Source organism: Pectobacterium carotovorum, from assembly GCF_900129615.1.
Classification (GTDB): Bacteria; Pseudomonadota; Gammaproteobacteria; order Enterobacterales; family Enterobacteriaceae; genus Pectobacterium; species Pectobacterium carotovorum.
In genome coordinates this window covers 162,363-186,113 of record NZ_FQWI01000009.1, presented here as the reverse complement: position 1 = coordinate 186,113, position 23,751 = coordinate 162,363, and the positions used below count along the sequence as shown (strand labels likewise).

Here is a 23,751-nt window from a genome sequence, read left to right as displayed (position 1 = left end):
TTGTCTTATTTAACCAAAACACCGTTATTGGCGTTGAGTCTGCTTGCCCTGTCTCCTTTGGCGCTGGCCGGAAAACTCTCCATCGTCATCGATGATTTCGGCTATCGTCCACATAACGAGAACCAGATTCTGGCGATGCCAACAGCAATTTCCGTCGCGGTATTACCCAACGCGCCGTACGCTCGTGAAATGGCAACCAAAGCCCACCAGCAAGGGCGAGAAGTGCTGATCCACCTGCCGATGGCACCGATGAGCAAGCAGCCGCTGGAGCGCGATACGTTACGCCCGGACATGAGCAGCGACGAAATTCAGCACATTATTCGCCAATCCGTCAATAACGTGCCTTACGCCGTGGGGTTGAACAACCATATGGGCAGCGCGATGACCGCCAGTCTGCCCGGCATGCAAAAAGTCATGCAGGCACTGAGCGCCTACCAGCTCTATTTCCTCGATAGCATGACCATTGGCAGCAGCCAATCGAGCCAGGCCGCGGCAGGAACGAACGTCAAAGTCATCAAACGCAAAGTCTTTCTGGATGATTCGCAAAACGAAGCCGAGATTCGCAAACAGTTTACCCGCGCGGTGCAAATCGCCCGCCGCAGCGGTTCCGCCATCGCTATCGGGCACCCACACCCTTCAACCATCCGCGTCTTACAGCAGATGTTGCCCACGCTGGATGCCGATATTGTCTTAGTCCGTCCCAGCCAGTTGCTTAATGAGCCGACGCGGCAGTATGAGCCTCAACCGCAGCCGCCAGTCAAACCGCGTAATCCGTTCCGCGGTATACAGCAGTGTCAGGTCAAACAGCCGCCGGAACCGGTGAAGAACGATGTATTCTTCAAGCTGGTGAGTAGCAGTATTCGGGAAAGCGCGCCGGTAATGTTTATCAAACACCGCTGGCAGACCTGGATTGAGCCAGCCGAGACCGAAACGCACGCGAAGCCTTAATACCGAGCGTGCATTTCCCTTTTGACATCGCACGAACTCGTCATCGCAGGGTTATGACTCATCCCAATTGAGAATAACCTTGCCCGACTGACCCGAACGCATGGCATCGAACCCTTTCTGGAACTCATCAATGTGAAAGCGGTGGGTGATAATCGGTGACAAATCCAATCCAGACTGAATCAGCGCCGACATTTTGTACCAGGTTTCGAACATTTCACGTCCATAGATACCTTTGATAAACAGCCCTTTAAAGATCACCTCTCCCCAGTCAATCGACATCGGCTCATGCGGAATGCCCAGCATGGCGATGCGTCCACCGTGATTCATCGCTTTCAGCATGGCGCGAAAGGCTGATGGCGCGCCCGACATCTCCAGCCCAATATCAAACCCCTCGGTCATGCCCAGATCTATCATCACGTCCGCCAGATTTTCCTGCGCCACATTGACGGCGCGCGTTGCCCCCATTTTACTGGCAAGATCCAGACGGTACGCATTCACATCGGTAATCACGACATTCCTTGCCCCCACGTGACGGCACACCGCCGCTGCCATCATGCCTATCGGCCCCGCTCCGGCAATCAAGACATCTTCTCCCACTAAATCGAAGGACAGTGCGGTGTGCACCGCGTTACCGAAGGGATCGAAAATGGCGGCCAGTTCGTCAGAAATATTGTCGGGAATGCGGAACGCGTTGTAGGCAGGAATCACCAGATACTCCGCGAACGAACCGGGACGGTTTACCCCGACGCCAATGGCATTGCGGCATAAATGACGCCGTCCGGCACGACAGTTGCGGCAGTAGCCGCAGGTAATATGCCCTTCGCCAGAGACACGATCGCCAATATGAAAACCGTTAACCTCTTGACCGATAGCGACAATTTCGCCAACGTACTCATGCCCGACGACCATCGGAACGGGAATCGTCTTCTGCGACCATTCGTCCCAGTTATAGATATGCACATCCGTTCCGCAGATCGCGCTTTTGCGGATTTTAATCATGATGTCGTTATGCCCGAGCTCCGGCGTAGGCGAGTCCACCATCCAGATGCCCTCTTCCGGCCGCAGTTTTGCCAATGCTTTCATGATGGTTTCCTCAGATGATTACACCCAGACGTTTGCCCACGCGGATAAAAGCCTCAACGGCGAATTCGATTTGCTGCGGCGTATGGGCGGCTGACATTTGAGTACGAATACGCGCCTGACCGAGGGGGACAACGGGATAAAAAAAGCCTGCGACATAAACGCCTTCCCGCTGTAGCGCCTGCGCAAAGTCTTGTGCCAACTGCGCCTCCCCCAACATGACGGGAATAATGGCGTGGTCGGCCCCCGCCAGCGTGAACCCTGCGGCCGTCATCTTTTCACGGAATAGACGGGCATTTGCCCACAGACGTTCACGCCGCTCTCCGCCCTGTTCCAGCAGGTCAAGAACCCTGAGCGACGCGGTGACAATGGCTGGTGCTAGCGAGTTGGAAAAAAGATAGGGTCGAGAACGTTGGCGCAGCCAGTCGATCACTTCATGCTTGCCCGCCGTATAACCGCCCGACGCGCCCCCTAACGCCTTGCCTAACGTCCCTGTGATGATGTCAACGCGATTCATCACCCCGCAGCATTCGTGCGTTCCGCGCCCTTGTTCACCGACAAACCCCACCGCATGCGAATCATCCACCATCACTAGCGCATCATAACGATCCGCCAGATCGCAAATTCCCTGCAAATCGGCAATCACACCATCCATCGAGAAAACGCCGTCGGTGGCGATCATCACGTGTCTTGCCCCTTCCGCTCTTGCCAGTTGCAGCTGTGCTTCCAACTGGCTCATATCATTATTGGCATAGCGATAGCGTCGCGCCTTCGATAGCCGAATACCGTCGATGATCGAAGCATGATTGAGCGCATCGGAAATAATGGCATCCTCCGGTCCCATCAGTGTTTCAAACAGCCCACCGTTGGCATCAAAACAGGAGGAATAGAGAATCGCGTCGCCCATTCCCAGAAAATCCGCCAGCTTACGCTCCAGCTGTTTGTGGATATCCTGCGTTCCACAGATGAAACGCACCGATGCCATGCCAAAACCGTGGCTGTCCAAGCCGGCTTTTGCAGCAGCAATCAGCTCGGGGCTATCCGCCAGACCAAGATAATTATTGGCACAGAAATTGAGCAGGCGGTCGCTGTCCATCACCTCGATTTCAGCCTGCTGCGCAGAGGTGATGATGCGTTCCTCCTTGAACACGCCCTCGGTCCGTGCGGCCATGATTTGTGTAGTAAGTTGTTGATAAAACGCGGCAGGCATAGCGTGACTCTCCCATAAAAAGATCGCTTTATGGTTTTTAAGCTAGCGGATGTGGGCAGAAATGCGGGGTAAACAGTCTGAAAATGCTGGCTTCGTCACGGCCTGAATCATCTTAAAAATGCCGGAGCAACACGGGATAAATTAAGCTCTGGCTGCTTGCGGTAAAATGAAATGCTATTATAGCGGTCATAAACAGTGTGGGGCGCGGTGCCTCACCAGCAAGATTAATAAAGGTCGCGCCCATGATTATCGTTACTGGCGGTGCCGGTTTTATCGGCAGCAATATCGTAAAATCTCTGAATGACATCGGCTACCGGGACATTCTGGTTGTCGATAACCTGAAAGACGGCACCAAATTCGCCAATCTGGTCGATCTGGACATCGCAGATTACGTGGATAAAGAAGATTTCATCGCCAGCATCGTTGCAGGTGACGATCTGGGCGATATCGACGCCGTATTCCATGAAGGCGCTTGCTCTTCCACCACCGAGTGGGATGGCAAATACATGATGGATAACAACTATCAGTATTCTAAAGACGTGCTGCATTATTGCCTCGATCGCAACATTCCGTTCCTGTATGCCTCTTCTGCCGCAACCTACGGCGGTCGTAACGATAACTTTATCGAAGAGCGTCAATACGAGCAGCCGCTGAACGTCTATGGTTACTCCAAGTTCCTGTTCGATCAGTACGTGCGTGAAATTCTCCCAGAAGCTGAATCGCAGATCTGCGGCTTCCGCTATTTCAACGTCTACGGACCACGCGAAGGCCACAAAGGCAGCATGGCGAGCGTCGCATTCCACCTGAACAACCAGATTAATCAGGGCGAAAATCCGAAGCTGTTCTCCGGTAGCGAGAACTTCCAACGTGACTTTATCTACGTCGGTGATGTCGCAGCCGTCAACCTGTGGTTCTGGCAAAACGGTGTTTCCGGCATCTTCAACTGCGGTACCGGTCGCGCAGAATCCTTCCAGGCTGTCGCCGATGCCACTCTCGCCTTCCATCAGAAAGGCAGCGTGGAATACATCGAGTTTCCTGAGAAACTGAAAGGCCGCTATCAGGCTTATACACAAGCCGATCTCACCAATTTGCGTGCCGCAGGCTATGACAAGCCGTTCAAAACCGTCGCCGAAGGCGTGGCGGAATATATGGCCTGGCTGAACCGTACCGTTTAATCGGATAAGGATTCATAAGCGGTATGAAAATTTTGGTCATCGGCCCTTCCTGGGTCGGCGATATGATGATGTCGCACAGCCTTTATCGCACGTTGAAGGCTGAACACCCGGAAGCGGTCATTGACGTGATGGCGCCAGCCTGGTGCCGTCCGCTGCTGGCACGGATGCCGGAAGTCAATCAGGCGTTAGCCATGCCGCTAGGTCACGGCGCACTTGAGCTGGGCGAACGTCGCCGTCTTGGCGTATCGCTGCGCGATGCGGGCTATGACCGCGCTTACGTGCTGCCCAACTCCTTTAAATCCGCGCTGGTCCCTTTCTTTGCTAATATTCCGCAGCGTACAGGCTGGCGTGGCGAAATGCGTTACGGGCTGCTGAACGACGTACGCGTGCTGGATAAAACCGCATTTCCGCTGATGGTGCAGCGCTATACCGCGTTAGCCTACGATCGTAGCCGCATCCACCGTGCTGAGGATCTGCCGCAGCCGTTACTGTGGCCGCAGTTACAGGTCAATCAGACCGAAATTGCGGACATGACGCAGGCGTTTAACCTCAGCGATGCGCGCCCCATCATCGGTTTTTGCCCCGGTGCCGAATTCGGCCCTGCCAAACGCTGGCCGCATTATCACTATGCGGCGCTGGCACAATCACTGATTGAACGCGGCTACCAGATAGCGCTGTTCGGTTCGGCCAATGACCGTTCGGCCTGCGACGACATCCTTCAAGGATTGACGGAAGACGCACGACAGCATTGCGCTAATCTGGCGGGGAAAACCTCGCTGGAACAAGCGGTAGTGCTCATTGCCGCCTGTCACGCCGTCGTCAGCAACGACTCTGGGCTCATGCACGTTGCTGCGGCACTTCATCGTCCGCTGGTCGCACTTTACGGTCCAAGCAGCCCTGATTTTACCCCGCCGCTATCCCATCAGGCCGAGGTGATTCGCCTGATTACCGGCTATCACCGGGTGCGTAAAGGGGACGCCGAACAGGGTTATCACCAGAGTTTGATCGACATTCAGCCCGAGCGCGTGCTCAGCGCACTGGATAACTATATTGTTCCAAGAGAAAGCCTCGTTCCAAAAGAAAGTCCCACTCCAGGAGAAAATCTGGAACCGGGAGCAGATGCATGAGAGTGCTGATCGTGAAAACGTCGTCAATGGGCGATGTGCTGCACACCTTGCCAGCCTTAACCGACGCGATGCAGGCGATTCCTGGTATCCAATTCGATTGGGTGGTTGAAGAAGGTTTCGCGCAAGTGCCCAGCTGGCATCCGGCGGTTTCTCGCGTGATTCCAGTCGCGATACGCCGCTGGCGCAAAAGTTGGTTCAGTGCCCCGATACGTCAGGAACGTGCAGAATTTATGCGCCAGCTACGCCAGCACCGCTACGATGCAGTTATTGATGCACAAGGGCTGATTAAAAGCGCGTTGCTGGTTACGCGACTCGCCAACGGAAAGAAACACGGCTTGGATTGCAAAAGCGCGCGCGAGCCGCTGGCAAGCTGGTTTTATAACTATCGCCACCCGATAAGCCGCCGACAACATGCTGTCGAGCGCGTGCGGGAGCTGTTTGCCGCCAGCCTGAACTATCGGAAACCCACCGAGCGTGGCGATTATGCGATTGCCTCGCGTTTTCTCTCCCAGTCGCCCGCAGACACCAACCACTATCTGGTGTTTCTCCACGCCACGACGCGTGATGAAAAACACTGGCCGGAAACGCACTGGCGTGAGCTGATTACCCTATTAGCACCGAGTGGACTACACATCAAACTCCCCTGGGGAGCGGAGCATGAGCACCAGCGTGCATTACGGCTGGCCGAAGGCTTTCCACACGTTGAAGTCTTACCACGCCTTACGCTGCAACAGGTTGCCGAGGTACTCGCGGGTGCCAGCGCCGTTGTCTCCGTCGATACCGGGCTTAGCCACCTGACAGCAGCGCTGGATCGTCCGAATATCACCCTATACGGACCAACCGACCCAGGGCTGATTGGCGGCTACGGGATGAACCAAGTAGTGGAAATGTCTGAAAGCCAGAAAATGGAGACTATTCCCGCTAGTCTCATCCATCAGAAATTAGAGAAGCTGATAGAATTACCTGCATCAGGCGAGTGATATCGCTCCCGACTGTGAACAAATACATGCTCAATGAATTAAGGTACGAACTGGGAAAAACGCCCAGTATAAGTTCGGCTGTCGCGCTTAAAGCGGTTTTCCCCGGCTGTTTACTCACATTAGCCATTATGCCATTTAGTAGCATTATTGCCGGGTGGCTTTTTTATCTCACGGGCTCGCTATCTGTTTTTTATGTGGCGACACACTTAAGAACAGTAATCGTGGCTAAGCGGCTGTTACTGATTCCACTTTGCCTGCTGGCTATCGGCTTAACCAATCTCATTTGGTATCACCACTATTATCAACCCGATAGCCTTTTCCCTTATGTGTATAACGCCTACAGGACATCCGCGCATGCCGGTATTCTGGGGGCATTCATCCTGCTGACGGTCCTGCATATCTCGCAAAAAAATCGGCAACAGCCACTCTTCTACATCATCGCAATTTGTGTGTTAACGCTGAGCTATGCGTTTTATCAGTCATTGTTCAGTGGAATGCACCGTATTGCGTTGGTATTTGGCACCGCAACCAGTGCAGCCTATTTTCTTACCTTTATTGGTGCGTTAAGCGCGCAAGCACTGCTTAAGCTCGATTCAGCCTATAAGTATTATCTCTATCTGGGACATTTTCTGTTAGTCACCATCGCTATTTTCCTGACAGAAACTCGAGCGGCTATATTCGTCTATCCTATTGTTGGCGCGACCATTTTATTGTCAGAAGTCAGACACAATAAGCGTTTATTTATCAAGGCATTTATCGGTTCATCGGCCACTATTCTCCTGTGTTTATTCCTTTTCCAGGATACGCTTCACCAACGTATCAGCGACCTGATTAACGATATACACAGCTATAGCATGAACAACAGCATGACATCGGTGGGTGCGCGCATTGCGATGTACCAATCAGGTATAGAAGCTGGGGAAGAAGCGTTATTGGGGCAATCGGCTGAACAGCGTGCGGAACATATTATTGCACAAGCAAAACAAGAGTCTGAACTATCTGGTGCAGTAGGATATTTGGATATCCATCTGCATAACGAAGTGATTGATGCCTTTTCCCTTAAGGGGTTGCCGGGAGCAATATTGCTTGTGTTGCTCTATGCCTCTTTGTTTTATTTTTCATTTTTTGTTCTACGCAGCCACCTCTCGGCCGCATTGCTTTTTGCCCTGCTGATGTATGGACTTAGCGATGTCATTCTCTATTCACGAGACATGCTTATCGCGTGGCTTATGGCATTTTGCCTCGGCACAACGCTGACCGGAAAATGGCTAAAGAATTAGCCCTGTTATAATTAGCGTGTGGCAGTAGCATTTACCTCTGTGAGAGGGGTGTGGGTTTTAGTACCATAGCGGGAAAATTAGCTATCCATGCTGTCGCGCCACATGGATAAGATCAGTCTTTTGGTAGCTGTTGAGCCAAAGGCGGTAGCGTGCCTGTAAAATAATAACCTTTGATTACATGAAGGAAAACGAGTGAGTCAACGCATCATCTCTTATCACCGGATTCTCGTGGTGAAGCTCAGATATCATGGCGATATGCTGCTGACCACTCCGCTCATCAGTACGCTGAAAGCCAACTATCCTGATGCCAAAATCGACGTATTGCTGTACCAGGATACGATGCCAATTCTTTCCGCCAATCCAGAGATACATCAGCTTTATGGGCTCAAAAGAAAAACGGGCACGCTTTTGGAAAAGATCCGTAATTTCCAAGAAGTCAGGCGAGAGCTTAAGCACAACAATTACGACCTGATCGTCAATTTAGCTGACCAGTGGCCCATTGCCCTATTAGTAAAATCATTGGGATGTCACAGCATTGCTCTCGATCGGGGCGATAATCTGAAAGGAAAGATTTGGCGTTCATTTTTCAGCGCCTGCGTTCCGCCAATGGGCGCACATATTGTTGAGCAAAATCTTCATCTCCTGACCCCGCTCAACCTGCCAGCGTCAAATATATGCTCGACATTATCACTGCATTATCGTCAGGAAGACGCCCAAAGTATCGCTGATCAACACCCTACACTTTTAACGCAACGCTACGTCGTCATCCAACCCACGACTCGCCAATACTACAAATACTGGGACAACGACAAGTTCGCTCAGGTCATTGACTATCTTAAAGCCAAAAATCTAGAAGTCGTTTTGACCTGTGGTCCTTCAGAAGACGATTTAAACGTGGTGCGCGATATTCACTCACAGTGCACACATAAACCCGATATGACCTTTGCGGGTAAAACGAGTTTTCTGGAACTGGCTGCGCTAATTGATAACGCCGTGTTGTATATCGGCGTGGATTCCGCCCCAATGCATATGGCTGCCGCATTGAATACGCCACTAGTGTGTCTGTTCGGCCCAACGGACTATAAATTATGGCGTCCATGGTGCAAACACTATAAACAGATTTGGGCAGGTGAATATCAACAAATGCCAGCCCAACAGAATTACGATCAGACGGTCAAATATTTGTCCTGCATTCCTGCACAAGCGGTCATCCAGGCATCAGAAGACATGCTGCAAGAGGCGCAGGAAGAGAACACCAAATGAAAATCGCATTCTGCGTCTATAAATACTTCCCTTTCGGCGGGCTACAGCGAGATTTTCTGAGCATTGCAAAAGTCTGCCAGGAACAAGGTCACGATATTCGCGTTTATACCAGCGAATGGCAAGGCGACAAACCTGAAGGGTTCGACATCGTTCTCGTGCCCATCTCTGGACTGGGTAATCATACGCGCCATCGCCATTTTTCCGACTGGATACAACGCCATTTACAACAGCACCCTGTCGATCGCGTTGTCGGGTTTAGCAAAATGCCAGGGCTAGACTTCTACTATGCCGCAGAAGGATGTACGGCAGAAAAGGCCGTTCAGGAAAAAGGTTTCTTTTATCGACTCACACCTCGCTACCGTGGATATGCAGCACTTGAACGAGACGTGTTCGATAAAGATAGCCACACGCGCATGCTGATGCTGACGCCGCGGCAAATCGCCCATTTCCAGAAGCATTACGGTACACAAGATGAACGCTTTTTTATGCTACCGCCGGGTATTTCACTGGATAGAAAGTACAGCACGCGTTCTCCAGATACGCGTTCACAGTTCTGTCAGCAGCATCATCTGGATGAAAACGGATTTGTTCTATTACAGGTCGGTTCCGACTTCAAACGTAAAGGTGTTGGCCGTAGTCTGACCGCTATCGCCAGCCTGCCACAGGAACTGCGTCAGCACGTAACGCTGTTGGTTGTCGGCCAGGACGATCCAAAACCGTTTCAACAACAGGCAGAGCAGCTCGGCATCGGTAAACAAATACGCTTCTTCTCTGGCCGAGACGACATTCCTGACTTCATGGCCGCCGCAGACTTGTTACTTCATCCGGCTCATCAGGAAGCCGCAGGCATCGTTTTACTTGAGGCTATCGCGGCTGGACTGCCAATACTCGTTACCGATGCGTGCGGTTATGCTTTTTACATTGAGCGCTCGCAGGCCGGGCAGGTCATCCCAGAGCCTTTTAGTCAGACAACACTGAACCACGCGTTGTCACACGCACTCAGTCAGCCAGAAACGCTGAAACAGTGGGCAGAAAATGCCCGCCATTTTGCCGACACAGAAGATATTTATAGTCTGCCAGAAAAGGCGGCACAGTTGATTATCGAATCATAATGATAAATAAAGACATATTCTGACCTGTTTCTTACAACACGTTATTCTTTCCGCTATTTATCCAACACGGTAAGCACATGTACTTTGACAAAGAAAAAGTCATAAAAACTGTACACTCATTCTCCTATTCTAAAAAAGATGCCGAGTTAGACATAGCCTTTGGCACGGATGAAAAATTCATTTATGGCTGCGCCATCGCTATCGCATCTATTTTATTAAAAAATCCGGATTACGGTTTATCCTTTCACGTGTTTACCGACAAACTCAGTGATGGTGATAAAGCCAGATTTCAAGAGATGGCAGAGCAATACAATACAACTATTAACATTTATATCGTTGATTGCACTTGGTTAAAAACGTTACCAGAAACAAAACTCTGGAGCTATGCCATTTATTTCCGCTTTATTATTGCCGACTATTTCTATCAGATACTCGATAGAGTTCTCTACCTTGATGCGGACATTATATGTAATGGCTCATTGCAAGAATTAATAAAATTAGATATTAGTAGCCATATTGCCGCTGCTGTTTTAGATGGTGATAGCAGTTGGTGGGAAAACCGTGCACAAAAACTTCAACATCCTGAACTCAGCAATGGCTACTTTAATTCCGGCGTTTTGTTAATCGAAATCAATAATTGGCATCAGGCATCTGTAACAGAAAACAGCATGCGTTTTTTGATCGATCCAGAGATGAAGAAAGTCATTACCCATCCTGATCAGGATGTTTTAAATATACTTTTGGCAGGAAATTTTCACCAACTTAACAATAAATACAACACCCAGTTTAGTATTAATTATGAATTAAAATATAGTAACGGTGAATCTGCACCAACGCCTATCTCCACAGAGACTGTTTTTATTCATTATATCGGCCCAACTAAGCCATGGCATAAATGGGCGGCCAATTACACTTGTACAAAATATTTTTTAAAAGCCAAAGACAATTCGCCATGGAGAAATGAGCCTCTCTTAGACGCTGTGACAGCAAGTAATATGCGATACTGTGCTAAACATCAGTTTCATAACAGCCAATTTATTTCTGGCACAATTAGCTACTTAAAATATTTTTATAAAAAAGCATTTTAAAAACGAACTCTAAAGTCCAAACACTAAATTTTTCTTCTTTTAAGGTGATGTAATGATCTTTTCATCGCATATTGATGTTCTTTCAGTTTTCGAAAATAGACATCAGCCAATCGCCGATAATGACACGCTAAACGTTGCTTATGGTATAGATAAAAATTATGCTATTGGTTGTGGAATATCAATAGCATCAATTCTAATCAATAATGACATCGCTTTTACATTCCATGTTTTTTCTGATGATTTTGATGATGAGTTTATTAAAAAATTAAATATTCTTTCGGAAAAATTTAGAACTAAAATAGTCTTATATAAAATAAATTCTGAAATGTTAAAAACATTGCCTTGTACTGATATTTGGTCACATGCTATGTATTTCAGGTTATTAGCCTTTTCCCACCTTTCAGACAAAACATTAAATCTCCTCTATCTTGATGCCGATGTGATGTGTAAAGGTTCTTTAGCACAGCTTCACAAACTGAATATAGCACCACATGTTGCGGCCGTAATTCGTGATTTACCTGAAACACAAAAAAAATCAGCAAATCGATTAAAGATGCCCGCCTTAGAAGGGAAATATTTTAACTCTGGCGTTTTATTCGTAAATTTAACTATCTGGAATGAATTGGATTTAACACAAAAGATATTTGATAAATTAAGAAGTGGTGAGGAATCAATTCAATATCCAGATCAAGATGTCATGAATATATTGTTGCATGATAACGTAACCTTCCTTCCCAGAGAATATAATACTATTTATTCTATAAAAAATGAATTGAAAGATCCAAGTCATCAAAAATATAAAGAAATCATAAAGAACACTACTATTCTCATACACTATACTGGTGTAACTAAGCCTTGGCACAAATGGGCAAACTATCCATCAACATCATACTTTCAACACGCTCAGCAAGAGTCACCCTGGTCAGTTAGGGATCTGAAAGATGCTGACACATTCGTAGAAATGAAGAAAAAATATAAGCATTTGTTGAAAAAAGGGAAGTATATCTCTGGATTAATCTGTGCCTTAAAATACAGTATAAAAAAATATTTAACCTCTTCCCCCCAAAAAAATTAATTCTGAAAAAATTTTCACATCCTGTTCCCTAAAATAAATATAGGGCATTACTTTCGAATTCAACCTGACACATATAATTCAGTAGAAACTGAGCGGGGAAATAGGTATGCGAAAAACGTTATCGGTTCTCATTATAACAAAAAATGAAGAAGAACTCATTCAAGAATGTTTAGAATCTATTTCATGGGCAGATGAAATAATAATTGTCGACTCTGGCAGTAGCGATAATACAATTGAAATTGCACAAAAATATGGAGCAAAAATTTATCACTACGATAACTGGCTAGGGTATGGCAAACAAAGACAAAGAGCTCAGACCCATGCCAGCGGTGATTATATTTTCTTCATTGATGCCGATGAAAGAATGACAAAAGAATTACGCTCTTCCGTTGAAACAATACTAAAAAAGCCAGATATAATTACCGATACTGTTTATGCATGTGCAAGACGAAACCTTTTCCTCGGTCGTTTTATGAAGCATAGCGGTTGGTATCCAGATAAAGTCCTCCGCTTCTATGCTAACCATCATTATCATTATAATGATAATCAAGTTCATGAATCATTAATCTATGGCAACGCTGCTGTTAAATCATTAATGGGTGATCTATTACATTTAACCTGTCGTGATTTTTCAGAGTTTCAAAAAAAACAATTGCGTTATGCATCTGACTGGGCGAAAGAGCGTCACGCCAAGGGGAAGCATTGCAGCTATGTTTCTATTTTTTCTCATACAATGTTCTCCTTTATTAAAACATTAATACTAAAAGCCGGATTTTTAGATGGAAAACAAGGATTATTGCTCGCTATAGTCAACGCTCAGTATACCTTTAATAAGTATGCTGAGTTATGGTCATATAAAGAAGTAAACGATGATGTAAAAACACCTAAGTAACTCACATAATTCACTATTTAGTGGAAGATAATTCTTTCTTGAAATATATAAACATTATATAGAGATAATGTTTTCGGAAAATGTAATGAAAATTTCCTCTGTTGTCGTAATCTATAACTCGACACTAATAAAATCAGATACGTTAACCTCCTTATTAGCATGCCAAAAAGAGCAAATAGATATAACTATCTTAGTATGGAACAATGGTCCGGAATTTTTGGATGAAGAGGACATAAAAATATTTCTGTCCTCTTGTAAAGAAAAAGGGATAAATGCAAAAATATATCAAGATATAAGAAATATTGCCTTATCAAAAATCTATAACTTTTTCATTGATAATGAGGATTTCGATTTTATCACTCTGTTAGATCAGGACTCAATGCTACCAGCAGATTATTATACAAAAATATCTCCTCATATAAATGAGGATATTATTACCCCTATTATTATTGCAGAAAAAAATGGCATTCTAGCCCAAACAGACCCACATTTTTATGGTGATGTAAATGTCATGATTCCTGAGGGAAAAGTGAACATGAAAATAGATTCAGTTATGTCGGGTCTCGCTATATCACGAAAAGGAATAAATAAAATAAAGAATTATAGACGCTATGTATTTGAAGAGAGGTTAGCCTTTTATGGTATAGATAGCGATCTATTCAGAACAATCAATATTATGAAAGAAAATGGACACCATCTAGAAATTTATTGTACAAACAAGATCCATCATTCATTTGCAATGTTTAATTCAGAAGAAAATAAAAGCAAGTTCAGAGTAATGGAAATGTTTTATTTTCAATCTTTTATAAGAAATGAATATCAAAAAAAAGCAAAAGCAAGCACAATTTATATCTATTTAAGAGATTTTTTACGAACAAAAATTGATTTCTCTACTGCAAAAAATTTGATATTATTTTCAATGGATAATACTCATCCGAGATCAAGAATAACAATAAATAAAGATATCACTCCAACACACAGAACATAAAAAACTCTTAGCCATATCTATACGTGGTACATGATTAAAATAATAAAATAGCGATAGAATAACCTAAGATAAGAATAGTTATCGTATTATCTATTTTAAAAAGGGGAAATAACTGAAATCTGCATTAGGATGATTATATTTTATCATTAATAATGATGGGCTGACCGAGGAATAGCAAAAAAAAATCATTGTCAGAATAAAACCAAGGGATTTCACTCAAATTATGCATTATTATCAACTATTAGTCCACTAACTAAATAACTTCGCACATTGATGCTTCACTTCTCATCTGACGAGGCCAGAGCAGGGGGCGTGCCTCCTTCAACAAATGTAGCGATATTATGCAAAGCTATTTAGACATAAGCTATGTCAATAATAGCATTATTCGCTGTTGAAGAAAGATTGCTGGTATGTAAATGCATTCAGCAATCCCACGATAAAAATCATGCATATCAGCACCATTACTACACCAGTCTGGTACTGGATAATATCCGGCTAGCGCCGTCACTGTACCTACGGTTATCTCACCTGAAGTAATTTGAAAAAAAGAAACTCACTTAGTGTGTTTTTATTTTCCCGAGGATAGGCCAGTAGAAAAATGAATGAGCACATTACGGTTATTCCTGATTACAGATGATTCCCGAAAGGATCCTAATGAGAAAAAATAATTTTATAAAAAAAATAATCAATGATATTACTAAAAGCAAATCATTGAATATCTCGTTACAAAAATCACAACGTCTTGGTAATTTATTATGGGATAATAACGTCGGTGTATATGAATTATATGACTTTGAAGAATCATTGTCTGAAAAATATATACAAAGTATGTGCTCTAAAGAAATTGATCAACTGTCTATAACCGATCAAGAAGGTGAGCTATTTATTGTATCTCAACCTTATTTTACGGGGGGGCATACACGCTTGATGGAACGGCTATCTTCATTTTTAGAAAAAAAACCAGACTTATTAGTAACTAGAAATGTAAATGATGACATAATTATTAGAATGAATGGCTTTTTTGATGAGGTTTTTTTGTGTTCTGAAATATTATTCCCTGATGATACAAATAGAATTTTTGAATTAGCGAAAAAAATAATTCGCTATAAAAACGTTATTTTAAATATACACCCAGATGACATACATGCAGTAATCGCATGTTCACTAGTAAAAAAAGTTAATAGTGGAATTAAGTTCTTTTTTGTCAATCATGCCGACCACACTTTCAGTTATGGATCGAGTATAGCTGATATTTGGTTTGAAATTAGTGAATTCGGAAGAAGAGTAGATTCATTACGAAGGTTAACAGCTAAGAAATCCTTTTTAGGTATACCTATCGAGAGCGTTTCATCATATTCAGGACAGCATAATGCATATCGGAATATCAAAGATGGAGACATTTTTTTCACGTCAGCCGCATCATACAAATATAACAAAGTAAAAGAAGAATCATTTAAACCACTTATTCATAAAATTATAAAAAATTATCCAACATCCAAATTTTATATCATCGGTTGTGACATTAAAAAAGATCCTTGGTGGATAATAGAAAAAATAAAACATAGGGGGAATATAAAATTAATTGAAAATGTCTCATATGAAAACTATCTAAAAATAACAAAAGGTGCATCAGTATATATAGATAGTCACCCGCTTCCTGGCGGGACAGCCTTTTCCGAACAATACTTTTCCCATAAGATATGCGCTGGGGTTGTAAGTCCTATACAAGGATATTCTCCAATTGAATTATTTAAAGAGAAAAACATTGATAATATTTTTTCCATAAAAAAAACAAAAGAAGAAATTCAAAAAATAGATTCAATGGCACAGGAAATACACTCAATAGCCACTGTGAAGAAAAGATTTAATGATGCAATTTACAACAATATATACGCCGAAAATCTTTGTGCTAAATATATACCTTGGTCGGGGGATATCCATTTCCTAGAGGAAAAGAGGATAAAGACCATACCAAAATCATTTAAGAAATTTGATCGAATGAAAATAATCTGTTTAACTAACCTAGGCGTTGTGAATTTTATTACTAGTCTAATCAAGATAAAAACAAAAAAAATACTGGCAACAGTATTGAAGAAATACTTCATTCATGACCACTTAAAGAATTAATGAATAGTTTCCATATTTCCATAATCATAAAAGAGTAATGGAGTATATTTATGCAAGTAAAAATTATACAGTTACAAACGCACGGTGACGAGCGTGGCGCGTTAGTTGCTCTAGAGCAAGGTAAAAACATCCCATTTGACATTAAACGTGTATATTATTTATTTAAAACTAAAGAAGGTGTCCGCAGAGGCTTTCATGCTCATAAAACCTTAAGGCAGGTTGCTATTTCAGTTCGTGGATCATGCCGATTTTTATTAGATGATGGTAATGAGAAAGTTGAATTAATATTGGATAATCCAGCTCAAGGAATTGTTATTGAGCCACACTTCTGGCATGAAATGTATGATTTCTCCGAGGATTGCGTTCTGATGGTATTAGCTGACCAGCCTTATGATGAAGCGGACTATATTAGAGAATATAACAAATTCAAATCCGGAGTAAGAAAAGGTGATGTCTAATATACAAGGTAAAACAATAAGTTTTTCACTAGCAACTTTATCGGACTCTGAGTTTATTTTTAGTTTACGCGTTAATGAAAAACTGAATAAATATATATCGACCTTCTCTGGTAAAGTCGAAGACCAGAGAAAATGGCTAGAAGACTACAAGAAAAGAGAACTTAAGGGAAAGGAGTTTTATTATATAATCAGTCGTAAAGACAATGGGATTCCTATAGGAACTGTCAGATTATATGACTTTATAGAGAAGGATAACTCTTTTTGTTGGGGTAGTTGGATTATAAATGAAAATAAAACACCATCTTCAGCTATAGAAAGTGCACTTCTGGTATATAAAATTGGTTTTGAACATTTGAAATTTTCATCTTCCCATTTTTTTGTTGACAAGAAAAACTCGTTGGTTATTGATTTCCATAAAAAATCAGGTGCAAAAATCATAGATGAAGATGATATCAATATTTTTTTTAACTATAATCCTAATATATATCATTCGCTAAAAGAAAAATACAAGAAATTCCTTTAAAAATTTCATCGAATAGGGCCGTGAGGAAATAAATTGATTAACTTTCTTGATATTAAAAAGATAAATGCTCAGTGTGAAGATGAGTTAAAAGATAGCTTTTATAAAGTATTAACATCAGGGTGGTATATCACCGGAAATGAGCTTTATGAATTTGAAAGGAAATTTTCAGACTATTGTGGTGTTAAACATACAATTGGTGTCGCTAACGGATTAGATGCTCTTATACTTACACTCAGGGCATGGAAAGAATTAGGTAAGCTAAAGGATGGGGACGAGGTTATTGTACAGGCAAATACATATATAGCATCTATTCTCGCTATAACTGAAAATAATCTAACTCCAATTTTGGTCGAACCAAATCCAAAAACGTATAATTTATCGCCTGATACTATAAGAAAAGCAATCACGTCAAAGACCAAAGCTATTTTACCAGTGCACCTCTATGGTCAAATTAGTCCTATGGATGAAATTATACATATTGCCAAAAAACATAATCTTCTTGTTCTTGAAGATTGTGCTCAGGCTCATGGTGCAGTGCTCAATGATAAGAAAGCAGGATCATGGGGAGATGCCGCAGGTTTCAGCTTTTATCCTGGTAAGAACCTTGGTGCATTGGGCGATGCTGGCGCAATTACTACCAATGATGATGAATTGGCGGATACGTTAAAAGCACTGAGAAACTACGGCTCACATAAAAAATATGAAAACCTCTATCAAGGTGTAAATAGCCGACTTGATGAGATTCAAGCATTGTTCTTGACTGTAAAATTAAAATATTTAGATGGGAGCAACAGCAGAAGACAGCAAATAGCGAAGAAGTATTCTTCTGGAATTGTGAATGAATTAATTTCGCTGCCCCACCTCCCTAAATTTTCAAGTGAGCATGTATGGCACCTTTTTGTTATCCAATGTGATAGTCGAGATAAACTGCAAAAATTCCTTGCTGACAAGGGAATTCAGACGCTAATTCATTACCCCACTCCGCCACATCTCCAGCAAGCTTATCGTGAGTTAGGCCTACAAGAAGGTACTTTACCTGTTACTGAATCTATTCATAATAAAGTATTAAGTTTGCCTATGGGACCAACATTATCTGATATGGAAGTTCAAACTGTCATCACGGCGCTAAATGATTATCAGGGATAGGAATTACTCTTCTCTTGGGGCACTGAAAAAATAGGATGTAGTTTTGCCATTGCCAAGATCAATTCGCTTCTGCTGCTCTTTCAAAAATTAGCAAACGCCGATCTTAAAATTCGGATCAATATCATCCAGAGCCAGTGCTGTTAGACTTTACTGCTAACACAGTTCCATTGTTGCATTGACTTGCAGAGGAATGCTACATCAGCAACGAGCGAGGGTGTTATTCGCTGATGCCGGCGTTGATATCAACTTTTAGTGTTCTTACGGTATCTCGAACACCTGCGCCGTAGCAGACCATATCAATGATTTGCTTTCTAGCCTGATAAGTGTGGGTGGTAGGTAAAGATGAATACGCAGAAGTACTCACAACAGCCGCGCCTGCCCTTTAGGATTCTGAGCATTGCGATATACGGGGTGAATGGCAACAGAAAAATCTAAATAAATTGCATTCATTAAACATTATATTCAATCAATCAGAGTCGCTACCGAATTAACATTAATCGCGCTAATTTTTAATGGAAGCCAAAGAAAAAGCATCTAAAAAAATGATAAACCTAAAAAAATCCGTAATAAAAACATCCGGTTCTTTAGCAAAGAGACTTGATTTTATCATATTGCATAAGAAGGAATTATGCATTATTTCAAACAACTGCTGGGGAAATAAATTATACGAAATAGTAAATAGAGAATATAATACTCCTTTTGTTGGTCTCTTTTTACAATCAGGCGATTATATCAAATTCATAAAAAACATAGAACATAATATCAGTATAGAAATAACAGAAAACCACTTCAATACATTTAGTCAAGCATATCCCATAGCTAATATTGAAGGATGCACTATTCATTTCCTTCATTACAAAGACAAAAATGAAGCCATAGAAAAATGGAATCGTCGAAGGATAAGACTTATTAATTACATTAAAGATAATGGAGTAAATTCCTTAATATTCAAACTTTGCGATACATATTGTGAAAAACATGATGCGGCAAAAAATGAGGCTGAGTTTAATGCGTTACCATTTGAGAGGAAGATTTTCTTCACTACGGGAAGGGAAAATAAGATACTTAATGATGGCGAAAGAAACCTTAATGGCCCAGACTTTTTTAAAGGTCGAATTTTATATTACAAAGACTACTTAAAATTGTTTTCCAACCTCCCTTCTTTAAAAAAGAATAGAATTACATAAGGCTGATATCTCTACCAAAAAGTGGGAATAGAACTCATTTCCGACTATACATAGACATGGAGTGATTATTTAAAATAAATTATCGAGATAAGCCATTAAAAATTAATTTATAAAAAACATAAAATCGGTGAATTAATTTTCACCAAGGACGACGCGGTGATGAAAGTACCTAAGAAAATCCATCAGATATATACTAAAGGCATACATAATCTGCCTAAAGAAATTTTAGAATCCATCGGAAAACTAAAAGAGATGAATCCGGGGTGGGGTTATTATTTCTACGATGAAAAGAACATAATTGAATATATAGATAAGCATTACGGAAAAGAGATGCTGAGTATCTATTTAAGTATAGATCCAAAGTATGGTGCAGCCAGGGCTGATTTATTTCGTTATCTGTTGATTTACATCGAGGGCGGCGTTTATCTGGATATTAAAAGTTCATGTTTGATTCCGCTCAACGAGGTCATTAAAGAAGATTGTGAAATATTGCTATGCAGTTGGGATAATAAAGAATGTGGTTGTGATCGAAACATGGGATTGCACAAAGAGCTAGGTTTCTTAAAGTGTGGAGAATACCAACAATGGAACCTAATTTCAGTACCAGAATCTCCTTACATTAAGTCATCTATAGACGAAGTTGTGCATAGATTAAAACGCTACAAACCTTGGGTTTATGGTGTAGGGATGAAAGGTGTATTAAATACTACAGGCCCAGTACCATTTTCTGTTGGTATTGAAAAAATCAATAAAACTGAATTTTTTCATCATGAAGAAAACCATCGTAATATAGGGTTAAAATACCGCAATGTTGCCGAAGAGACGCTAAGAGAGCTTAACAGAAATCACTACAGTAAGCTCAAAGACTCTATTGTTATTCTAGAAGGAAAAGATAAGTTATATTATCGATTATGGTTGCTTTTTATTTACCCTCTGCAGCGGCTAAAGAAAAATATTATTAATGAAAGCAAAGGTGTCATAAGAAAAATGAAACGTATCTTCCTTAAAAACTCAAAATAGATACAAACGTCTCATAAGTAAGGTACGTGTGGATATAGTTGGATCTTCTTGTTCGTTCAGTTGTCTGTTTATCCAGTACCAAATTCAACGATTGCGGCCATGTGCACATCCGCCTGCGATTTTTAGGAAAACTGGCTGAGGAATAAACGACATCCGTTTTACAAATAGCCTTATCCTCACGAACCCTATAAAATCACCCCAGCGATAACTGATAACAGTAAACCTTATGCTACAAACTCTCTACACCATTATCCTGTACCTCATCCAACCGTTGATTTGGCTTCGCCTGTGGCTTCGTGGCCGCAAAGCGCCTGCCTATCGTCGGCGCTGGGGTGAACGCTACGGTTTTTGTGCAGAGAAGGTCAAGCCAGATGGCATCATGCTGCATTCGGTGTCGGTGGGTGAAACGCTGGCCGCCATTCCCTTAGTGAGAGCGCTGCGCCATCGTTATCCCAATCTGCCGATCACGGTAACAACCATGACGCCAACCGGTTCCGAGCGCGTGCGTTCAGCGTTTGGCGACACGGTCTATCACGTTTACCTGCCTTATGATTTACCCTGTGCCCTGAAGCGCTTTTTTGACCAGGTTCGTCCGAAAATCGTCATTATTATGGAAACCGAGCTGTGGCCAAATCTGATCGCGGAGCTGCATAAACGCGACATTCCGTTGGTTATTGCGAATGCCCGACTGTCAGAACGCTCTGCTGCGGGTTATAAAAAGATCGGGAAGCTCATGCGCCATATCTTGCGGCGCATTACCCTCGTCGCTGCGCAGAATCAGGAAGACGGGAATCGATTTATCGATCTTGGCCTGAAGCGCTCCAGCCTGAAAGTGACCGGCAGCCTCAAGTTTGATATCTCCGTGACGCCGGAACTGGCGGCACGAGCCATTACATTACGTCGACAATGGGCGCCACACCGCCCGGTATGGATAGCCACCAGTACGCACGAAGGTGAAGAAGCGATCGTTCTGGCCGCTCACCGACAGCTGCTTGCCACCTACCCTGACTTACTACTCATTCTTGTGCCTCGCCACCCAGAACGTTTCTCCACCACGCAGGCGCTGACAGAGAATCTGGGATTCACCTACACGCTGCGCAGCAGTGGCGAACAGCCTCCTGCAAACACGCAGGTCGTCATTGGGGACACCATGGGCGAGCTGATGCTGTTATACGGCATCGCCGATCTGGCTTTTGTCGGTGGAAGCTTGGTTGAACGAGGCGGACATAATCCGCTAGAAGCGGCAGCGCATGCTATCCCGGTATTGATGGGGCCACACACGTTCAATTTCAAAGACATCTGCAACAAACTCGATCAGGCCGACGGACTGATCACCGTGACCGATGCAGACTCACTTGGAAAAGAAGTCGGGAAACTGCTCGCTGACGAAGACTATCGTCTTTACTATGGTCGACATGCCGTGGAAGTGTTACATCAAAACCAAGGTGCACTACAGATGCTGCTTACGCTACTGGAACCTTATTTACCCCAGCGGACACAGTAAAACAGCGCTACCGAGATAATGAATGAAGGGCTGACGTGATGACAACCAAAGCGATTTATCCTGGAACGTTCGATCCATTAACCAATGGTCATTTGGATCTGCTGACGCGTGCATCACGACTGTTCGACCATGTGGTGCTGGCCATCGCTGCCAGCCCGAGCAAGCATACGCTCTTCACTCTGGATGAACGCGTGGGGCTGGCAAAAGGTGCGACACAGCATTTATCGAACGTCGAAGTAGTCGGTTTCAGCGATCTTATGGTGCACTTCGCACAACAGCAAAAAGCCAATATTCTTGTGCGTGGTTTGCGAGCTGTTGCCGATTTCGAATATGAACTCCAGCTCGCAAAGATGAACCACCACTTGATGCCTAGGCTCGAAAGCGTTTTCCTTATGCCATCGGAAGAGTGGTCTTTTATTTCATCCTCTCTGGTCAAAGAAGTGGCTCGCCACGGTGGTGACGTATCACATTTCTTACCCGATGCCATCGTTAGTGCCTTACTGGACAAACTATCAAAGAAGATGTAGAGGAATTATTTTTTCTTTGAATATTGGTAAACCGTAAAATAAAAACGCACGGCATACCAAAAATCATTAAATGACGCCATTCCCTTGAATAAATTTCCACCAATACCCGTAGAGATAAATTTTTCAGCTAGCTGTTGCCGGATAGCAGGCGACGATATTTTTTTACGCAAAAGCCCAAAGAAATGACGACTCTCTCGATTGGCATGACGAGTTAACGCTTTATTTAAAGTAACTTTATCTTTGTTCCGAGCCGCGAGAGAAATCAGGCCCTGCATGATATCAATATAGCTGTTTGCTCTGCGTGCTATTTTCTCAACTGATGATGACTTTGTGATCGAATGCGTATTACCAACGCGGTAACCATAACTCATCTTTTCACAAAAACCGACTCGCTTGGCTACCAGCGCTAAATTCGCCGTCCATAGAATATCTTCATGCATCATATTTGGAATAAAGCTTAAATTGTTCACTGAGATAATATCGCGACGTATGAGCTGCAACCAGGCAAAGTGGCGCCATTCGTTATGTTTTACACTACGAATAATCCATTCATCGCCGCTGATTACCTCACCCCATGGTTGTTTAGTCTGAATAGGTTCTTTTATTTCTTGTCCTGGGTTTTCATTAAACTGGAAACCATTACCTATCAAGAGATCGAGGCGTTGTTCCTCAACTTTTCCAAGCCATGTCGATAGCGTATCTTTTTCCAACCAGTCATCACCATCAACAAATGCAATCCACTTTCCATCCGCGTGCCGAATCCCTGTATTTCTTGCTTCAGATAACCCTTTATTTTCCTGACTTACGATAATCAAATTCGTAGCCGATTTTCCTATCTCATTCAATTTCACAAGGCTGCTATCGGTGGAACCATCATTGACCGCAATAATTTCAAAAGAGACATTATCCTGAGCAAGCAATGACGAAAAAAGAGGATCGATGTACTCTTCGCAGTTATATATCGGAACAATGACGCTAATATCCACACGACTCATAATGCCCTCTGAAAATTTTTATATTTAGGCTATAAAAACTGAAAAA

The 23,751-nt window shown here is 43.2% G+C and carries 23 protein-coding genes; 19 read left to right on the top strand and 4 right to left on the bottom strand.

All coding sequences use genetic code 11. The annotated features are described in order from the left end of the window. Positions 1-948, top strand: a complete 948-nt coding sequence (locus BUB06_RS17620; protein ID WP_039474616.1) for a divergent polysaccharide deacetylase family protein — start codon at positions 1-3, stop codon at positions 946-948. A 51-nt stretch (positions 949-999) separates the two neighbouring features. On the opposite strand, the gene tdh is transcribed toward BUB06_RS17620, so the two are convergent. Together tdh and BUB06_RS17610 are read right to left on the bottom strand one after the other, a co-directional pair. Beyond that, positions 1,000-2,031 (bottom strand): L-threonine 3-dehydrogenase, encoded by a 1,032-nt coding sequence (gene tdh, locus BUB06_RS17615; RefSeq protein ID WP_039474613.1) that lies wholly within the window; start codon positions 2,029-2,031, stop codon positions 1,000-1,002. 10 nt (positions 2,032-2,041) lie between these two features. After that, on the bottom strand, positions 2,042-3,238 hold the full coding sequence (locus BUB06_RS17610) for a glycine C-acetyltransferase (protein ID WP_039474611.1): 1,197 nt from the start codon (positions 3,236-3,238) through the stop codon (positions 2,042-2,044). 242 nt (positions 3,239-3,480) lie between these two features. Between BUB06_RS17610 and rfaD the strand changes: the two genes are divergently transcribed. From rfaD to BUB06_RS17540, 14 genes are all read left to right on the top strand, one after another. Then, the gene (rfaD, locus tag BUB06_RS17605; protein ID WP_039474610.1) at positions 3,481-4,413 is read left to right on the top strand and encodes an ADP-glyceromanno-heptose 6-epimerase; all 933 of its coding nucleotides are present in this window, start codon (positions 3,481-3,483) and stop codon (positions 4,411-4,413) included. 23 nt (positions 4,414-4,436) lie between these two features. After that, positions 4,437-5,540, top strand: a complete 1,104-nt coding sequence (gene rfaF / locus BUB06_RS17600; RefSeq protein WP_039474608.1) for an ADP-heptose--LPS heptosyltransferase RfaF — start codon at positions 4,437-4,439, stop codon at positions 5,538-5,540. Then, complete coding sequence (gene rfaC, locus BUB06_RS17595) at positions 5,537-6,520, top strand: lipopolysaccharide heptosyltransferase RfaC (protein ID WP_039474606.1); 984 nt, start codon at positions 5,537-5,539, stop codon at positions 6,518-6,520. Before rfaF ends, rfaC begins: the two co-directional genes overlap by 4 nt. A gap of 26 nt (positions 6,521-6,546) precedes the next feature. Continuing rightward, positions 6,547-7,800, top strand: a complete 1,254-nt coding sequence (locus tag BUB06_RS17590; protein ID WP_214648972.1) for an O-antigen ligase family protein — start codon at positions 6,547-6,549, stop codon at positions 7,798-7,800. A gap of 192 nt (positions 7,801-7,992) precedes the next feature. Beyond that, the gene (gene rfaQ, locus BUB06_RS17585; protein WP_039474603.1) at positions 7,993-9,063 is read left to right on the top strand and encodes a lipopolysaccharide core heptosyltransferase RfaQ; all 1,071 of its coding nucleotides are present in this window, start codon (positions 7,993-7,995) and stop codon (positions 9,061-9,063) included. Further along, positions 9,060-10,175: a glycosyltransferase family 4 protein gene (locus BUB06_RS17580; RefSeq protein ID WP_039474601.1), complete on the top strand. Its 1,116-nt coding sequence runs from the start codon at positions 9,060-9,062 to the stop codon at positions 10,173-10,175. The genes rfaQ and BUB06_RS17580 overlap by 4 nt, the downstream gene beginning before the upstream one ends. A gap of 77 nt (positions 10,176-10,252) precedes the next feature. Continuing rightward, positions 10,253-11,263, top strand: a complete 1,011-nt coding sequence (gene waaO / locus BUB06_RS17575) for a lipopolysaccharide 3-alpha-galactosyltransferase (RefSeq protein WP_039474599.1) — start codon at positions 10,253-10,255, stop codon at positions 11,261-11,263. Positions 11,264-11,315: 52 nt separating this feature from the next. Continuing rightward, a complete protein-coding gene (locus BUB06_RS17570) occupies positions 11,316-12,338 on the top strand; it encodes a glycosyltransferase family 8 protein (protein ID WP_039474597.1) in 1,023 nt (340 codons plus the stop codon). A 100-nt stretch (positions 12,339-12,438) separates the two neighbouring features. Beyond that, positions 12,439-13,230: a glycosyltransferase family 2 protein gene (locus tag BUB06_RS17565; protein ID WP_161797660.1), complete on the top strand. Its 792-nt coding sequence runs from the start codon at positions 12,439-12,441 to the stop codon at positions 13,228-13,230. An 85-nt stretch (positions 13,231-13,315) separates the two neighbouring features. Further along, positions 13,316-14,218, top strand: coding sequence for a glycosyltransferase family protein (locus BUB06_RS17560; RefSeq protein ID WP_039474594.1), 903 nt, complete (start codon positions 13,316-13,318; stop codon positions 14,216-14,218). A 654-nt stretch (positions 14,219-14,872) separates the two neighbouring features. Beyond that, on the top strand, positions 14,873-16,345 hold the full coding sequence (locus BUB06_RS17555; RefSeq protein WP_039474592.1) for a hypothetical protein: 1,473 nt from the start codon (positions 14,873-14,875) through the stop codon (positions 16,343-16,345). A gap of 50 nt (positions 16,346-16,395) precedes the next feature. Next, complete coding sequence (locus BUB06_RS17550) at positions 16,396-16,803, top strand: sugar 3,4-ketoisomerase (protein ID WP_039474591.1); 408 nt, start codon at positions 16,396-16,398, stop codon at positions 16,801-16,803. After that, on the top strand, positions 16,796-17,326 hold the full coding sequence (locus BUB06_RS17545; protein WP_039474589.1) for a GNAT family N-acetyltransferase: 531 nt from the start codon (positions 16,796-16,798) through the stop codon (positions 17,324-17,326). The genes BUB06_RS17550 and BUB06_RS17545 overlap by 8 nt, the downstream gene beginning before the upstream one ends. A gap of 33 nt (positions 17,327-17,359) precedes the next feature. After that, positions 17,360-18,472, top strand: a complete 1,113-nt coding sequence (locus BUB06_RS17540) for a DegT/DnrJ/EryC1/StrS family aminotransferase (protein ID WP_039474588.1) — start codon at positions 17,360-17,362, stop codon at positions 18,470-18,472. A gap of 217 nt (positions 18,473-18,689) precedes the next feature. Here the strand turns inward: BUB06_RS17540 and BUB06_RS22485 are convergent, their stop codons facing one another. Beyond that, positions 18,690-18,836, bottom strand: a complete 147-nt coding sequence (locus tag BUB06_RS22485; protein ID WP_080726799.1) for an IS1-like element transposase — start codon at positions 18,834-18,836, stop codon at positions 18,690-18,692. Positions 18,837-18,984: 148 nt separating this feature from the next. Here BUB06_RS22485 and BUB06_RS17530 point away from each other — a divergent pair, with 148 nt between their 5' ends. From BUB06_RS17530 to coaD, 4 genes are all read left to right on the top strand, one after another. Beyond that, positions 18,985-19,659, top strand: a complete 675-nt coding sequence (locus tag BUB06_RS17530) for a DUF1919 domain-containing protein (RefSeq protein WP_053075355.1) — start codon at positions 18,985-18,987, stop codon at positions 19,657-19,659. A gap of 159 nt (positions 19,660-19,818) precedes the next feature. After that, the gene (locus tag BUB06_RS17525; protein ID WP_039474586.1) at positions 19,819-20,679 is read left to right on the top strand and encodes a glycosyltransferase family 32 protein; all 861 of its coding nucleotides are present in this window, start codon (positions 19,819-19,821) and stop codon (positions 20,677-20,679) included. A 226-nt stretch (positions 20,680-20,905) separates the two neighbouring features. Beyond that, on the top strand, positions 20,906-22,183 hold the full coding sequence (waaA, locus tag BUB06_RS17520) for a lipid IV(A) 3-deoxy-D-manno-octulosonic acid transferase (RefSeq protein WP_014913749.1): 1,278 nt from the start codon (positions 20,906-20,908) through the stop codon (positions 22,181-22,183). 38 nt (positions 22,184-22,221) lie between these two features. Next, entirely contained in the window at positions 22,222-22,710 is a 489-nt protein-coding gene (gene coaD / locus BUB06_RS17515; RefSeq protein ID WP_039474584.1) for a pantetheine-phosphate adenylyltransferase, read from the top strand. Positions 22,711-22,715: 5 nt separating this feature from the next. On the opposite strand, the gene BUB06_RS17510 is transcribed toward coaD, so the two are convergent. Beyond that, entirely contained in the window at positions 22,716-23,705 is a 990-nt protein-coding gene (locus BUB06_RS17510; RefSeq protein ID WP_039474583.1) for a glycosyltransferase, read from the bottom strand. Between the last annotated feature and the right edge of the window lie 46 nt (positions 23,706-23,751).

What these genes read in the sequence shown, in the direction of transcription:
- tdh (WP_039474613.1), bottom strand. Translation starts at nt 2,031, where the DNA reads ATGAAAGCATTGGCAAAACTGCGGCCGGAAGAGGGCATCTGGATGGTG.
- BUB06_RS17610 (WP_039474611.1), bottom strand. Translation starts at nt 3,238, where the DNA reads ATGCCTGCCGCGTTTTATCAACAACTTACTACACAAATCATGGCCGCA.
- rfaD (WP_039474610.1), top strand. Translation starts at nt 3,481, where the DNA reads ATGATTATCGTTACTGGCGGTGCCGGTTTTATCGGCAGCAATATCGTA.
- rfaF (WP_039474608.1), top strand. Translation starts at nt 4,437, where the DNA reads ATGAAAATTTTGGTCATCGGCCCTTCCTGGGTCGGCGATATGATGATG.
- rfaC (WP_039474606.1), top strand. Translation starts at nt 5,537, where the DNA reads ATGAGAGTGCTGATCGTGAAAACGTCGTCAATGGGCGATGTGCTGCAC.
- BUB06_RS17590 (WP_214648972.1), top strand. Translation starts at nt 6,547, where the DNA reads ATGCTCAATGAATTAAGGTACGAACTGGGAAAAACGCCCAGTATAAGT.
- BUB06_RS17580 (WP_039474601.1), top strand. Translation starts at nt 9,060, where the DNA reads ATGAAAATCGCATTCTGCGTCTATAAATACTTCCCTTTCGGCGGGCTA.
- waaO (WP_039474599.1), top strand. Translation starts at nt 10,253, where the DNA reads ATGTACTTTGACAAAGAAAAAGTCATAAAAACTGTACACTCATTCTCC.
- BUB06_RS17570 (WP_039474597.1), top strand. Translation starts at nt 11,316, where the DNA reads ATGATCTTTTCATCGCATATTGATGTTCTTTCAGTTTTCGAAAATAGA.
- BUB06_RS17560 (WP_039474594.1), top strand. Translation starts at nt 13,316, where the DNA reads ATGAAAATTTCCTCTGTTGTCGTAATCTATAACTCGACACTAATAAAA.
- BUB06_RS17555 (WP_039474592.1), top strand. Translation starts at nt 14,873, where the DNA reads ATGAGAAAAAATAATTTTATAAAAAAAATAATCAATGATATTACTAAA.
- BUB06_RS17550 (WP_039474591.1), top strand. Translation starts at nt 16,396, where the DNA reads ATGCAAGTAAAAATTATACAGTTACAAACGCACGGTGACGAGCGTGGC.
- BUB06_RS17545 (WP_039474589.1), top strand. Translation starts at nt 16,796, where the DNA reads ATGTCTAATATACAAGGTAAAACAATAAGTTTTTCACTAGCAACTTTA.
- BUB06_RS17530 (WP_053075355.1), top strand. Translation starts at nt 18,985, where the DNA reads ATGGAAGCCAAAGAAAAAGCATCTAAAAAAATGATAAACCTAAAAAAA.
- BUB06_RS17525 (WP_039474586.1), top strand. Translation starts at nt 19,819, where the DNA reads ATGAAAGTACCTAAGAAAATCCATCAGATATATACTAAAGGCATACAT.
- waaA (WP_014913749.1), top strand. Translation starts at nt 20,906, where the DNA reads ATGCTACAAACTCTCTACACCATTATCCTGTACCTCATCCAACCGTTG.
- coaD (WP_039474584.1), top strand. Translation starts at nt 22,222, where the DNA reads ATGACAACCAAAGCGATTTATCCTGGAACGTTCGATCCATTAACCAAT.
- BUB06_RS17510 (WP_039474583.1), bottom strand. Translation starts at nt 23,705, where the DNA reads ATGAGTCGTGTGGATATTAGCGTCATTGTTCCGATATATAACTGCGAA.